This window comes from Variovorax sp. 01T432, from assembly GCF_056398605.1.
The window spans coordinates 1-13,351 of record NZ_JBFTPS010000021.1 but is presented as its reverse complement, the minus strand read 5'-3'; the positions used below and the strand labels follow the sequence as shown (position 1 = coordinate 13,351).

At 67.7% G+C, this 13,351-nt stretch carries 12 protein-coding genes and 1 pseudogene; 4 read left to right on the top strand and 9 right to left on the bottom strand.

Going from position 1 to position 13,351, the window contains the following annotated elements:
- Window positions 1-18: 18 nt before the first annotated feature.
- Window positions 19-537 (top strand): annotated as a pseudogene (locus AC1DNF_RS17110) (two-partner secretion domain-containing protein); the annotation flags it as partial.
- Window positions 538-1,067: 530 nt separating this feature from the next.
- Here the strand turns inward: AC1DNF_RS17110 and AC1DNF_RS17105 are convergent.
- Genes AC1DNF_RS17105 through AC1DNF_RS17065 form a run of 9 tightly spaced genes read right to left on the bottom strand, consistent with a single transcriptional unit; the run spans window position 1,068 to window position 10,615 of the window.
- Window positions 1,068-2,093 carry a uroporphyrinogen decarboxylase family protein gene (locus tag AC1DNF_RS17105; protein WP_478149804.1) on the bottom strand — a complete coding sequence of 342 codons (1,026 nt, stop codon included), beginning with the start codon at window positions 2,091-2,093 and terminating at the stop codon, window positions 1,068-1,070.
- 46 nt (window positions 2,094-2,139) lie between these two features.
- Complete coding sequence (locus AC1DNF_RS17100; protein ID WP_478149803.1) at window positions 2,140-2,844, bottom strand: ABC transporter ATP-binding protein; 705 nt, start codon at window positions 2,842-2,844, stop codon at window positions 2,140-2,142.
- A complete protein-coding gene (locus AC1DNF_RS17095) occupies window positions 2,837-4,588 on the bottom strand; it encodes a branched-chain amino acid ABC transporter ATP-binding protein/permease (protein ID WP_478149802.1) in 1,752 nt (583 codons plus the stop codon). The genes AC1DNF_RS17100 and AC1DNF_RS17095 overlap by 8 nt, the downstream gene beginning before the upstream one ends.
- 2 nt (window positions 4,589-4,590) lie before the next feature.
- Entirely contained in the window at window positions 4,591-5,457 is an 867-nt protein-coding gene (locus tag AC1DNF_RS17090) for a branched-chain amino acid ABC transporter permease (RefSeq protein ID WP_478149801.1), read from the bottom strand.
- Window position 5,458: 1 nt separating this feature from the next.
- Window positions 5,459-6,676, bottom strand: coding sequence for an amino acid ABC transporter substrate-binding protein (locus AC1DNF_RS17085; RefSeq protein ID WP_478149800.1), 1,218 nt, complete (start codon window positions 6,674-6,676; stop codon window positions 5,459-5,461).
- Window positions 6,677-6,726: 50 nt separating this feature from the next.
- The gene (locus AC1DNF_RS17080; protein WP_478149799.1) at window positions 6,727-7,716 is read right to left on the bottom strand and encodes a Bug family tripartite tricarboxylate transporter substrate binding protein; all 990 of its coding nucleotides are present in this window, start codon (window positions 7,714-7,716) and stop codon (window positions 6,727-6,729) included.
- 31 nt (window positions 7,717-7,747) lie between these two features.
- Window positions 7,748-8,890, bottom strand: coding sequence for a CaiB/BaiF CoA transferase family protein (locus AC1DNF_RS17075; RefSeq protein WP_478149798.1), 1,143 nt, complete (start codon window positions 8,888-8,890; stop codon window positions 7,748-7,750).
- Window positions 8,887-9,696: a citryl-CoA lyase gene (locus tag AC1DNF_RS17070; RefSeq protein WP_478149797.1), complete on the bottom strand. Its 810-nt coding sequence runs from the start codon at window positions 9,694-9,696 to the stop codon at window positions 8,887-8,889. The genes AC1DNF_RS17075 and AC1DNF_RS17070 overlap by 4 nt, the downstream gene beginning before the upstream one ends.
- A gap of 31 nt (window positions 9,697-9,727) precedes the next feature.
- Complete coding sequence (locus AC1DNF_RS17065; protein ID WP_478149796.1) at window positions 9,728-10,615, bottom strand: dioxygenase family protein; 888 nt, start codon at window positions 10,613-10,615, stop codon at window positions 9,728-9,730.
- 136 nt (window positions 10,616-10,751) lie between these two features.
- Between AC1DNF_RS17065 and AC1DNF_RS17060 the strand changes: the two genes are divergently transcribed.
- From AC1DNF_RS17060 to AC1DNF_RS17050, 3 genes are all read left to right on the top strand, one after another.
- Entirely contained in the window at window positions 10,752-11,660 is a 909-nt protein-coding gene (locus AC1DNF_RS17060) for a LysR substrate-binding domain-containing protein (RefSeq protein WP_478149795.1), read from the top strand.
- Between the two features lie 401 nt (window positions 11,661-12,061).
- Window positions 12,062-12,361, top strand: coding sequence for a hypothetical protein (locus AC1DNF_RS17055; RefSeq protein ID WP_477925125.1), 300 nt, complete (start codon window positions 12,062-12,064; stop codon window positions 12,359-12,361).
- A 188-nt stretch (window positions 12,362-12,549) separates the two neighbouring features.
- Window positions 12,550-13,200, top strand: coding sequence for a BON domain-containing protein (locus AC1DNF_RS17050; protein WP_478149794.1), 651 nt, complete (start codon window positions 12,550-12,552; stop codon window positions 13,198-13,200).
- Window positions 13,201-13,351: the final 151 nt, after the last annotated feature.

Here is a 13,351-nt window from a genome sequence, read left to right as displayed (position 1 = left end):
GTCAGGGAGAGACCGAGCATGAACAAGAACCTTCACCGGGTCGTCTTCAACGCCGCGCGCGGGCTGCGCATGGCGGTGCAGGAAACGGCCATGAGCATGGGCAAGGCGACCGGCGCGACGTCCGGACTGGTAGGGACCGCGCTTGCGAGCTTGCTGGTCTCCACGGCGGCTCACGGCCAGATCGTCGCCGCGCCGAACGCGCCGGGCAGCCAGCGCCCCACAGTGCTGATGGCGCCCAACGGCGTTCCGCTCGTGAACATCCAGACGCCCTCCGCCGCTGGTGTTTCGCGCAACGTCTACAACCGCTTCGACGTCCAGCGCAACGGCGTCATTCTCAACAACAGCCGCACGAATGTTCAGACGCAGCTCGGGGGCTTCGTCCAGGGCAATCCGTGGCTGGCCCGCGGGCCCGCGCGCGTCATCCTCAACGAGATCAACTCGGGCAACCCGACGCAGCTGCGCGGCGCCATCGAGGTCGGCGGCCAAAGGGCCGAGGTCGTCGTTGCCAACCCGGCGGGCATCGCCGTGGACGGCGGCTACAGCCTCGACGGCATGGCCAAGCTGCTGATCAAAGAGGCCAAGGCGCTGCTGGACATCGGCGATGCGGCTGGCGCCGCAGCGAAGGTGGCGGATGCGCAAAGCGCCGCAAATCGAGCACTCCACGAGACTTACAAAGATCACATGCGAGCCGCGATGGAGAAGCCCGTCGTCTCCGACAATAAGCTCGCTGCCATGATTGACGAACTGTTTCGACCGAACGCTAAAGTAGGCAACGGCAGCACTGCGGCGGCCCTGCGATACGAGTTGGCGACAGGTCAGCCGGTGCAGGGAAGCATCCTGGCACCTGACGCGTCTGCGGTGACGCTCACTCTGCTGATCTGAACTCGTTCTTGGACAGGCACCATGCGCGCGAGGTACTGGACAACTTTCGCGCGGCCCACCCGGATCGCGCCGCCGAGGTGAATGCGGCCATCAAGCGCCTGGCGCTTGACGATGCCTGAGCCCGATCTGGAGACCCCGGAGCAGACACGGACGAATGTTGCGGTTGCGCGAGACCAACTCCCCCTTCAGCCCCCATACTCCCGCCGCAACACCTTCGCAGCCCCCACCATCGCCTTCAGCTTCCCGACCGCCACATCCCGCGCCAGGTACTTCATCCCGCAGTCCGGCGCGAGGATCACGTTCTCCGGCTTCACGTAGGGCAGCGCATGCCGAATGCGCTCCACGATCGTGTCCACCGACTCCACCGCCGGGTCCGACAGGTCGATGCACCCCACCATCACCCGCTTGCCGTCCAGCGCCTGCAGTGCCGAGCAATCCAGATGCGATTGCGCGGTCTCGACCGATACCTGCCGGCAGCTGCATTGCGCCAGCTCGGGCAGGAACGAATAGCCCGTCGGCCGCTCGTGGATGATCGCCGCGTAGCCGAAGCAGATATGCACGGCCGTCGTGCCCATGACGCCCTCCAGCGCGCGGTTGAGCGCCTTCAGCCCGTATTGGCGCGCCTTCTCGGGCCGCGCCTGCATGTAGGGTTCGTCGATCTGCACCACGTCCGCGCCCGCGGCGAAGAGGTCGCGGATCTCGGCATTCACCGCTTCGGCATAGTCCATGGCCGCCTCCTCCTCGCTCCCGTAGAAGTCGTTCTGCGCCTGCTGCAGCATCGTGAAGGGCCCGGGCACGGTGATCTTCACCTGCCGGTCGGTGTGCGCGCGCAGGAACCTCAAGTCCTCCACCTCCACCGCGTGGCGCCGACGGATCCTGCCGACGATGCGCGGCACCGGGTTGGGGTGGCCCGAGCGGTCCAGCGCGCTGCCCGGGTGGTCGAGGTCGACGCCATCCAGCGCCGTCGCGAAGCGGTTCGAATAGCTCTCGCGCCGGATCTCCCCATCGCTCACGATGTCCAGCCCCGCCTCCTCCTGCGCGCGGATCGCGATCAGCGTTGCGTCGTTCTGCGCCTCCTCCAGGTACTGCGGCGGAATGCGCCACAGCTCGCGCGCCCGCACCCGCGGCGGAAAGCGCCCGGCGAGCTTGGCCCGGTCGATCAGCCAATCCGGCTGCGGGAAACTGCCGACGATGGTGGTGGGAAACAGCATGGTTCTCTCCTGATCGCGAGGTTGAAGAAATGAGGAAGGAAGCGGCTCAGACTCCGAGGTAGGCCCGCTGGATCTCGGGCCGCGCCAGCAGCTCCCGCGGCTCGCCTTCGGCCACGACGCGCCCCTCTTCCAGCACATAGGCGCGCTGCGAAACCTCCATCGCCATCACGACGTTCTGCTCGACCAGCAGCACCGACACGCCCGCGGCGTTGATGCGGCGGATCGCGGCGAACATGTCGTGCACGATGAGCGGCGAAAGCCCGAGCGATGGTTCGTCCAGCAGCAGCAGCTTCGGCCGCGCCATCAGCGCCCGGGCGATGGCCACCATCTGCTGCTGCCCGCCCGAGAGTTCGCCCGCCGGGCTCGCGAGCTTGTCGCGGATCACCGGAAACAGCGCGATCACCTGCTCCAGCGTCTCGCGCCGCCGGGCCTTCGCCTGCGGCAGATAGCTGCCGAGCTCCAGGTTCTCCAGCACGCTCATGCCGGTGAAGAGCCGCCGGCCCTCGGGCACCAGCGCGATGCCGACTTCGCAGAAGCGGTGCGACGGCAGCTGCGTGATGTCGCGGCCCTCGAATGCGATGCTTCCCGCCCGCGCGCGCAGGATGCCCGCGACGGTGTTGATCAGCGTCGTCTTGCCGGCGCCGTTCGGCCCGACCACGCACAGCAACTCGCCCGCCCGGACATCGAGCGACACGCCCCACAACGCCGGCGCGGCGCCGTACGCCACCTCCAGATCCCGCACTTCAAGCATGCGCCTTCCCCAGGTAAGCCGTCATCACTTCGGGCCGTTGCATCACATCGGTGGCGGCCCCCTCGGCCAGCAGCTCGCCGTAGTTGAAGACCACGATCCGGTCCGTCAGCGCCATCACCGCGCGCATCACATGCTCGACGAAGACGATGCTCGAGCCCTGGTCTCGGATGCGCCGTATCAGGGCCACCGCATCGTCGATCTCGCTCGGCGTCAGCCCGCACAGAACCTCGTCGAGCAGCACCAGCCGCGGGCGCGAGGCCAGCGCGCGGGCGAGTTCGAGGAACTTGCGCTGGTGCAGGTTCAGGTCGTCCGGCCGCGCATTCGCCTTGTCCTGCAGCCCGGTGAATTCGAGCCAGGTCATGGCCTGCTTGTTGGCCGCCGCCGGGTCGCGGATCGCGCCGCCGAACATGGTCGCGATCGCGACGTTCTCCAGCACGCTCAGGTGCGCGAAGGGCCGCGGGATCTGGTACGTGCGGGCAATGCCGCTGCCCGCGATGCTGTGGGCGGGCAGCCCGTTCAGGCAGCGCCCCTCGAAGTGGATCGAGCCGGCCGTCGGTGCGAAGTGTCCGCTGACGACGTTGATGAAGGTCGACTTGCCCGAGCCGTTCGGCCCCAGCAGGCCGAGGATCTCGCCGCGCCGCACCTCCACGTCCACCCCCGCGAGCGCGCGCACGCCCTTGAAGGACTTGCTGAGGCCTTGCACGCGCAGCAGCACCTCGCCCTGCCCCGCGCGGCTCCTGGCGCAGGGCACGGGTGCCGCGATCGGCGCCGGAACATGCTGGTGCGCGGCGGGCACCGCCGCCGCCGGCGCGCGCTTCCACAGGCGGCGCAAGCGCTCCAGGATGCCGTCCGGCATGAACAGGATCGCCGCGATCAGGATCACGCCGACCATCGCCTTGCCCGCCACCGCGTGGTCGGCGGCCGTGAAGCTGTAGAGCAGCCCCGTGATCGCGACCGCGCCGATGGCCGGCCCGGCCCAGTGGCGCGTGCCGCCGAGCACGCTCATCAGCACCACCGTCAGCGGCACCGCGATGGTGAAGACCTCCCCGGCCGTCACGTAGGAAAGGAAGAGCGCATGGATGCCGCCCGCCACGCCGGCCAGCGCGCAGGAAATGGCCAGCGCCATCAGCTTGTAGCGGTAGGTCGGCACGCCCATCACCTCGGCCGCGTCCTCGTCGTCGTGGATCGCGAACAGCCCCGCGCCGAACTTCGACACCTGGATGCCCCAGGCGATCAGCAGCGTGCCCACCGCCGCCGCGAGCGCGAGCAGGTAGAAGGTCGACGAAGGCGTCGGCCCGATCTTCGGCACCGCCACCGCGGCGAGCGAGACACCGTTGCCGCCGTCCAGCGGCGTGTTGACGACGATGGTGCCGATGACGAAGGTGATCGCCAGCGTGAGCAGCGCGAAGAGTTCGCCGCGCACGCCCTTGACGCGGAACACGACCGCGCCGAGCGCCACGCCCAGCACCGCCGCGACCAGCGCCGCCGCGGGCAGGGTCCAGAGAAAGGGCCAGTCGTAGCGCGACATCAGGTTGGCGCTTGTATAGATGCCGGCGCCGAAGAAGGCACCGTGGCCGAAGGAGAAATAGCCGGAGTAGCCCGACAGGATGTTCCACGAGGTGGCCAGCACGATCCAGTGCAGCATCAGGTAGAGCAGCGAGTCGTAGAAAGCCGGCAGGCCCAGTTGGGGCACCAGGGCCAGGGCCGCGCCGGCCAGGAGAATGGCGATCGGGGTGCGTTTCATCGTCACGAAGTCTTTCCGGGCCGCAGCACCAGGATCAGGATCAGCAGGGTGAAGGAGACGATGGGCGCCCACGAGGGCGCGGTCACCGCCATCGTGATGGCCTCGCTCACACCGATCAGCGTGCCGGCGACGAGCGGCCCCAGGGCGCTGCCCAGGCCGCCGAGCATCACGGCCGCGAACACCACGCCGATCCACCCGTACATCTGCGAGGGCGCGAGCGTGAAGCTCAGGGCCAGGCAGACGCCGGCCACGCTGGCCAGCGCCGCGCAACTGCCTGCGAGCACCAGGCCCAGCGCCTTCTGGTTCACGCCGAAGGCGGCGGCCACCGGCGCATCCTGCGCGGCGGCGCGCATCGCCTTGCCGAGGTCGGTGAAGCGCAGCACGGCCCAGACCGCGAACGACAGCGCGATCGCCAGCAGCAGCGTGATGAACTCCGGGATCGGCACGAACAGCTCGCCGATCTTGAACTTCTGGTCCGCGTAGCTCGACTCCAGCTTGCGGAAGTCGGCGGTCCAGATCGCCTGGATCACGCTCTCCGCGATGCCGGTGAGGCCGAAGGTCAGCAGCAGCGAGTTGAAGGGCGTGACCGCGAAGCGTACCATCACCCAGTGCAGCCCCGCGCCGAGCGCGAAGAAGAGCGGCACGATGACGACCAGGGTCAGCAGCGGGTCCATGCCCATCGTCGCCATCTGGTAGCAGAGGTATGCCGCCAGGAAGGCGAACGCGAAGTGCGCGAGGTTGATCAGTCGCAGCAGGCCCCAGCTCAGGCTGAGGCCCAGGCCCATCAGCCCGTAGAGCGCGCCGACGAAGATGCCGGAGAGGATGGACTGGGAAAGCAGCGACAGGCTGGGCAGCGTGAAGCCCGACATGTCAGGGTGTGAGCAGCTTGGCGCCGCCCGAAGTCACTTCCTTGGGCCACACCACGACCCACTTGCCGTCCTGGATCTGCTTGATGCGCATCAGGTCGTCGCCGAAGTTGCCCACGCCGTCGAAGCGCAGCTTGCCCTGCACGGTGTCGACCTTGTGCGTCTTCAGGTAGGTGCCGATGGCCTTGTCGTCCAGGCTCCTGGTGTTGACCACGCCGGCCTCGAGGATCTGCCACGCGGTGTACGAGGCCGCGGCCTGGGTCTCGACCGAGGTGTCGGTGAAGCCGGCCTTGGCGGCGCGCTCGCGATAGATCTTCACGAACTCGGCGGCGCCGAAGTTGGAGGTGAAGGGCGGCTGGTCCTCGAAGATGGTGGCCGAGAGCGCGTTCTTCGCCTCCGGCAGCGCCAGCAGCGGACCGGGCGCGGGGTAGAGGTAGAAGTGCTCCGGCGGCAGGTAGTCGATCTTCTTCATCGCGTCCAGCAGCAGGTTGCCTTCCAGGCCGATGGCGCCGACCCAGACGAAGTCGGGCTTGGCATCCTTGATGCGGTTGGCGATGGGGCCGAAGTCGCGGTTGCCGAAGTCCCATTCGAGGAACAGCACCTCGGTGAGGCCGCGCTTCTTGATCACCTCGCGCGCGCCCGCGCTCATGAACTGGATCGAGGGAAACTTGCTCGTCACCACCGCCACCGTCTTCGGCGGCTTGGCCGAGGCGGCGAGCGCGTCGAAGAGCGTGTTGGGCACGGTGGTCGCCGGGTCCGAGCCGATCGACCAGGCCGGGAACTGCATGTCGTACTTGGCCAGCGACGGAATGCCCAGCGTGTGGTGCACCAGCACCTTGTTGTAGCGCTGCGCCACGCCCATGGCGGAGAGGATCGCCCCTGTCGCGTAGGGCCCCATCAGCAGATCGACCTTGTCGGCGGTGACGAGCTGCTCGTAGAGCGTGCGCGCCAGGTCGGGCTTGGACTGGTCGTCCTTCACCACCCATTCGACCGGCCGGCCGAGCAGGCCGCCGCGCTTGTTGAGCTGCTCGATGTAGATGTCGCCGACCAGCTTGTGGATCTGCGCCGTGGCCGAGAGCGGCCCCGTCAGCGCGAGCGTGCTGCCGATGCGGATCGGCGCGCCCGAGGGGGCCGGCTGCGCCAGGGCGATGCCCGCCGTGCCCAGCGCGATGGCGGCAATGGCGGTGCGCCGGCCGATGCCCGAAAGGTTCTGCGTCTTCATGGTCTTGTCTCCTGTTGGTCTTGTACGAAAGCGAAAACGAAAAAAGGCGCTCAATCCACTCTTGCGCCCGAGCGCTTCACCAGGCCGGCCCACTTGCCCAGCTCCTCCTTGTTGAAGGGCTGCAACTCCTCGGGCCGCATCACGCGCGCCTCGACGCCCTGGTCGCGCAGGCGCGCCATCACCTCGGGCTGGGCCAGCGCCGCGGCGCTCGCCGTGCGCAGCTGGGCCAGCGTCGCCGCCGGCGTTGCGGCGGGCGCGTAGACCATGAACCAGGCCACCAGGTCGAAATCGGCGATGCCCTGCTCCATCAGCGTCGGCACCTCGCTCGCCGCGGCGCTGCGCACCTCGCCGCTGGCACCCAGCGCGCGCAGCTTGCCGGCCTTGATCTGCGGCATCACGGCGGCCGGGTGATAGAACATGAAGTCCACCTGCGAGGACATCACGCCCGTCATCGCGACCGCGCCTTCCTTGTAGGGCACGTGGATCATCTTCCCGCCCAGGCGCTGCGCGAGCAGCTCGCCGGCCAGGTGGCCGGAAGTGCCGTTGCCCGCCGAGGCGAAGGTGACGCCGGCCGGCCGCGCGGCCGCCTGCTGGAGATCCTTCAATGTCCTGAGCGGCGAGTCGGCCGCGACGACCAGCAGCGTCGGCGTGTAACCGACGAAGGCGACAGGCACGAAGTCGCGCAGCGGGTCATAGGGCAGTTTGGCGAAGAGCGAGGCGTTGATGGCATGCGTGCCGACCGTGCCCATCACCAGCGTTCGTCCATCGGGGGCCGCCTTGGCGACCAGGTCGGTGCCGGTCGAGCCGCCCGCGCCCGCGCGGTTGTCGACGATCACCGGCACCTGCAGGTTCTTGCCCAGCGCCTCGCCGAAGACGCGACCGACGGTGTCGGTCGTGGTGCCCGCGCCGAAGGGCACGATCAGCCTGATCGGGCCACGCTCCTGCGCATGCGCCGCGCCGGCCAGCATCAGCGCGCCCGTCAAGAGCGCCGCCATGAAGGGCCGGCGCCCCTGGGTCGACTGCATCGTTTTGAAGCTCATGTCCTGTCTCCGTTCTCTTTCTCTGCTGCCGCTAGTTCTTTTTGCGCCGCAACTCGGCGCGGATCTCGTCGCTGTGCTCGCCCAGCGTCGGCGGCGGGCGCACGTCGAGCGCACGCTCGCCATCGAAGCTCACCGGCGAACGCACCGTGCGAAACAGGCCCATCTCCGGGTGCATGGCCGAGGTCATGAGCTGCAGGTGCTTCGCCTGCGGGTCCTCCAGCGCCTCGCTGGTGTCGTACATCGGCGCGTTCGGCACGTCCTCGCGCTGCAGGCGCCGGCACCATTCGTCGCGCGGCTGCGTGAGAAAGCGCTCGCCCAGCAGCTGGATCAGCGTCTCCTGGTTCGCGATGCGCGCCTCGCGCGTCGCGAAGCGCTCATCCTCGAAGATGCGCGGCTGCTCGATGGCGACGGCCAGGCCGCGCCAGAACTTCTCCGGCGAAGACATGTGCAGGGCGATCCACTTGTCGTCGGCGCAGCGCAGCACGTAGGACTGCGAGACGCTCGGGCGGCTGTAGGGGCCCATCACCTCGTCCACCTGGAAGAAGTGCGTGAAGGCGTCGAGGTTGAAGTGCGTCATCGCCTCCAGCATCGACACTTCGACCTTGCGGCCGACGCCCGTGCGGCTGCGCTCGAACAGCGCGCCCAGCACGCCGTAGGCGGCATAGAAGCCGGTGAGCGAATCCGCGATGGCCGGGCCGACGACGCGCGGGTTCGCGGGGTTGACCAGCAGGTTCAGGAAGCCGCTCGCGGCCTGGGCCACGGTGTCGTAGGCCGGCCGGTTGGCGGCCGGGCCGGTGGCGCCGAAGCCGCTGATCGAACAGTAGATGAGCTTCGGGTTCAGCGCCCGCAGGCGTTCGGCGCCGACGCCGAGCTTTTCCGCCACGCCGGGCCGGAAGTTCTGGATGTAGACGTCGGCATCGGCGATCAGCGCGTCCAGCACCTCGCGGTCGTCCGTGCTCTTCGTGTCCAGCGTGATGCTGCGCTTGTTCCGGTTGTAGGTCTGGTAGTGCGGGCTGTAGAGGCCGTTCTTGAAGGCGCGAAAAGGGTCGCCCGTCTTGGGCACTTCGACCTTGATCACGTCGGCGCCCAGGTCGCCTAGCAGCATGCCCGCCGCCGGGCCCGTGATGAAGGTGCCCTGCTCGATGACCTTCAAGCCCTGCAGCACCTGGATCATGCGTCGTGCTTTCCGAAGTGGGCCGGCAGTTCGCCGCCGTACTCCATCTCGCGCGTCGCCTGGTAGGACAGCGCGAAGCCGATGGGCTGCTGCATCTCCTCGTACATGTGGGCGATCAGGCCCGCAGTGCGCGCGAGGATCGGCACGCCCTTGAGCGCCTCCACCGGGAACCCCGCGCCCAGCAGCACCGCCGGGATCGCGCCGGAGACATTGAGCTTGAGCGGCTTGTTCAGCACCTCGGGCATCAGCGCTTCCACCGCCTCGGCGATCTCGACGAAATGCAGGCTGGTGCCCGCCGCCCTGGCAGCGTCGAACAACGCACCGACGCGCGCGTCGCGCTCCTTGTGCAGCGGATGGCCGTAACCGGGGATGGAGCGGCCGGCGGCGCGCCAGGCCTTCATCACCGCCAGCGCCGCGACATCGATCGCCGTGCCGGCGCGCACCTGCTCGTCGATTTCGCTGTACATGCGCCCGGCCGACTCGGACGAGCCGAGCACCACCGAACCGCAGCCGAGGATGCCCGCCGCCACCGCGCCCTGCATGGCATCCGGCGCGGCCGCGAAGGTCATGCGCGCGGCCTGCACGCTGGGCACCAGGCCATGCTCGGCGATGGCCACCAGCGTGGCGTTGAGCACCGCGGATTCACCGGCGCTCGGGCGCTTGCCCGTCAGCAGCAGGAAGAAGTGGTCGACGAACGAGATCTTGCCGATCAGGTCGCGCGAGAGGTCCTCCCCGCGGATGACGATGGTGTGGGCGTCCGAGGTGCTGATGGACGTGCGTGGGAGGGTGGCCTTGCCGATCTTCATGAGATTCCTTGAAAGTGGTTGCGGTGTCGCTTCATGCCCGCTCGGGCGCCAGGCGGAAGTCGTAGCTCGCGGAGTGGTAAGGCGTGCGCATCTCGCGGCCGTCGACGGCCTTGCCCGGCGGATGCAATTCGAAGTCGACGACCAGGCTGTCGCGCTTGCCGAAGACGGCGTCGTTGTCGATGTAGGGGCTGCCGCCGACGAACAGGTGCGTCGTCAGCATCACGTGACCGGGCGCCGAGACCTGCATGTGGATGTGGCCCGGGCGGAAGATGCTGCGGCCGGTCGCCCGCATCATGTCCCCCACCGGCCCGTCATTGGGGATCGGGTAATAGGAGGGGCGGATCGACCAGAACCAGTAGCGTCCCTGCGCATCGGTGTGGAAGCGGCCGCGCGCCCGCATGGTGGGCTCGGCGCTCAGTTGGAGGTCGTACTTGCCCTCGCCGTCGCCCGACCACACGTCGAGCAGCGCGCCGGCGAGCGGCTTGCCGTCGACGTCGGTCACGCGGCCCATGTACAGGGCGGGCTCGCCGGGAACGCCTTCGCCGATGTCGGCGCCCAGTGCCATCTCCGGCGCGTCCGGCCAGTAGAACGGACCTTCGACCGTCGCCTCGGTCGCTTCGGTCGCGCCCTTGAGGTCGCCGGTGGCGCGCGCCTGGGCGAGCGCCACGACCATCATCGACAGACCGAGCGTGTCGGACAGCAGGATGAATTCGCGCCGCTTCTCGCTGTCGATCCGGCCGATCGCCTCGATGAAGTTCATGCCGGCGAGCCACTCCTGCGGCGTCAGGTCGACCTCGCGGGCGAAGGCATGGATGTGCCTGACCAGCGCCGTCATGAGCTGGCGCAACCTCGGCTCGGGCGTGGCGGCGAAGGCGTCGAGGACGTCCTTGGTGATTGCATCCTGGTTGTATTCGGACATGGCTTTCGTCTCCTGCTGTTCGCCGATGGGGGCACCGACGTTGATGGAGCTGGACGATAGGCCGCGGCGCGCCCACCGACAAATGATGAATTTCCATGGATATCATCGATGCCATCGATCATTCCTGGGGGTTTTCATGGAGATGAGGCATCTTCGCTACTTCGTTGCGCTGGCCGATTGCCTGAGCTTCACGCGCGCGGCCGAGCGCGTGCACGTGACCCAGTCGACGCTCTCGCACCAGATCAAGCAGCTGGAGGACGAGATCGGCCAGCCGCTCTTCGAGCGCATCGGCAAGAAGGTGGTCACCACCGAAGCCGGCGAGCTGCTGCGCGGCTACGCGGCGCGCGCGCTGCGGGAGGTCGACCAGGGCATCGCGCTGCTCAAGCCCGGCAACAGCAGCCTGAGCGGCACGGTACGTGTCGGCGCGACGCACACCTTCAACATCGGACTGATCCCGGAATGCGTGGCGCTGTTGCTGGCGCGCCATCCCAACGTGCGCATCAGCGTCGAGGAGCAGTCGGCCGAAGTGATCGGCGCGCGCCTGAAGGCCGGCGAGCTGGACCTCGGCATCGCCTACCGGCCCAACGATCCGGGCGACCTGTGGTTCGAGCCGCTCTACAACGAGGAGATGGTGCTGGTGGTGTCGCAGAGCCATCCGCTGGCGCAACGCAAGCGCATCCGCATGGTCGAGCTGCACCGGCAGGAACTGGTGCTGATGTCCTCCTACTTCTCCACCCGCACGATGCTGGAGGAGTGCTTTCGCGCGAGCGGCGCCGAGCCGACGGTCGTGGCCGAGATGTCGACCGTCGCGCCGATGCTGGCGCTGGTCGCGCGCACGAAGATCGGCTCGATCGTCGCGATCAACGCGGTGCCGGAAGCGATGGCCGGACTGAAGGTGATTCCGCTGGAGGACCCGACGCCGATCCGCACGCCCGGCATCCTGTGGCGCCTGGGGCAGGCCAAGCCGGCGCTGGCGCAATCCTTCGCGGTCATCCTGCGCAAGACCGCGCTCGGAAACAGCCTTCGGCACGAGGGGCCGGGCTGAGAGGCCTTGGCTCGCCGCGGGGATAGCAATCCCGGCGCCCGTTCCCGAAATATCATCCCGCCGCGACCGCATGTCCGGCGAGTCGCGATATTCAGGGAGGACATCCGGGTTGGGCGACAACGGAAAGTGTTGATGACCTATGTCCAGTCGACACGTCCGCGCGTTAGCTACGTGGACCGTGATCGCCATGCTCGTCGCGCTGGGCATCATCGAGCCATCCAAATGGTTCTCCAGTCTTGCTGCGCATCCAAGGCGCCATCGCCTTGTTCGGCGCCCCAGCGTGCATGGCGCACGCCGGGTGATGCGCAATCCTTGACTTAACGCAATACCCTCCTGCTCGCCAGATGCGACGCTCCGCACATCGTGGGATGCCAAGGGCTTTCGGCCTGAAGGAGGTGAGGATGAACAACGACGCGTCTTTCTGGTCTTTCTGTTTTGCCAGGGCAAGCGTTCTGTTTGCCATTTATCCGCGAGGAACCCAGGGCCATCGCGTCGTCGCGGAGATTTCGGAAGATGCGCTGCGCAACGTGTTCGGAGCGCAAGGAGGCGGTGACAGCCTGTTGAATGCCTGTCGGCACCACTTCGATCTGATCGAGGAGGCGGCCCTGCAGAGGCATCGGCACGAATCCGGCAGGCCCGTCACGCTGGAAGCCAGGGACTTCGCCTTTCCAACCAGCTTCGCGACTGATTCCATCTTCTAGGACGAAAGCGAGCGATTCGCCAGATCTCGAGTGCGCCCATGGCGCACTTTGTTGCGCGGGATCAATGGCGCGCGGCCGTGTCCGTCGCACCATTGCATTCGGGCTGGCCCAGCAGCCCGCAGGTCTTGCCGCCGGGGCCGCCGGCCGACGCGGCAACAATCACAGATCCATGCACGAAAGGCCGCATGATGAAAACCGATTCGCAGTTGAAGAAGGACGTGACCACCGAACTCCAGTGGGACCCATCGATCAACGAAGCCAACGTCGGCGTCGCCGTCAAGGACGGTGTCGTCACGCTCACGGGGCACCTGGATACCTACAGAGAGAAGTTCGCCATCGAGCGGGCGGTGCAGCGCGTGCAGGGGGTCAGGGCCCTGGCCGTCGAGCTGGACGTCAAGCTGTCGCCGACGCACAAGCGCAGCGACTCGGAAATCGCGGCCGCCGCGGAATCCTCGCTCAAGTGGCACACGCAGGTACCCGATGAGAAACTTCAGCTTCGCGTCGAGAAGGGCTGGATCACGCTCAAGGGCGAAGTGGAGTGGGACTTCCAGCGCACCGCCGCCATGGACGCCGTGCGTTCGCTGACCGGCGTCGTGGGAGTGACGAACAACATCACCCTGAAGACGCATGTCTCTCCGTCCAACGTCCTCACGCGCATCCGCGAGGCGCTCGAACGCCAGGCCGATCACGAGGCCAAGAACATCGAAGTCGTGATCAGCGGCGGGACCGCGACGCTGCGCGGCACCGTTCACTCCTGGGCAGAACGGGCGGCGGCGCAGGGCGCGGCATGGTCCGCGCCGGGGATCTCGAGCRTGATCAACGAGATCAAGGTCGTCTAGTCAGAATGGCTTGAGCCGTTGAAGCGGCCCGTCTCCGGGACTACCGTGGATTGCGCACCGTGGGTGCGCCGAGCCACAACGCTGCACCCCGAAGGGCGGACAGCGTGTCAACGAGCAAGGAGACGGGCCATGAGTCAATCTACCATCTACC

Coding starts and splice junctions, on each gene's coding strand:
- AC1DNF_RS17090 (WP_478149801.1), bottom strand. CDS start 5,457: ATGTCGGGCTTCACGCTGCCCAGCCTGTCGCTGCTTTCCCAGTCCATC.
- AC1DNF_RS17075 (WP_478149798.1), bottom strand. CDS start 8,890: ATGATCCAGGTGCTGCAGGGCTTGAAGGTCATCGAGCAGGGCACCTTC.
- AC1DNF_RS17060 (WP_478149795.1), top strand. CDS start 10,752: ATGGAGATGAGGCATCTTCGCTACTTCGTTGCGCTGGCCGATTGCCTG.
- AC1DNF_RS17095 (WP_478149802.1), bottom strand. CDS start 4,588: ATGAAACGCACCCCGATCGCCATTCTCCTGGCCGGCGCGGCCCTGGCC.
- AC1DNF_RS17055 (WP_477925125.1), top strand. CDS start 12,062: ATGAACAACGACGCGTCTTTCTGGTCTTTCTGTTTTGCCAGGGCAAGC.
- AC1DNF_RS17100 (WP_478149803.1), bottom strand. CDS start 2,844: ATGCTTGAAGTGCGGGATCTGGAGGTGGCGTACGGCGCCGCGCCGGCG.
- AC1DNF_RS17070 (WP_478149797.1), bottom strand. CDS start 9,696: ATGAAGATCGGCAAGGCCACCCTCCCACGCACGTCCATCAGCACCTCG.
- AC1DNF_RS17080 (WP_478149799.1), bottom strand. CDS start 7,716: ATGAGCTTCAAAACGATGCAGTCGACCCAGGGGCGCCGGCCCTTCATG.
- AC1DNF_RS17085 (WP_478149800.1), bottom strand. CDS start 6,676: ATGAAGACGCAGAACCTTTCGGGCATCGGCCGGCGCACCGCCATTGCC.
- AC1DNF_RS17065 (WP_478149796.1), bottom strand. CDS start 10,615: ATGTCCGAATACAACCAGGATGCAATCACCAAGGACGTCCTCGACGCC.
- AC1DNF_RS17105 (WP_478149804.1), bottom strand. CDS start 2,093: ATGCTGTTTCCCACCACCATCGTCGGCAGTTTCCCGCAGCCGGATTGG.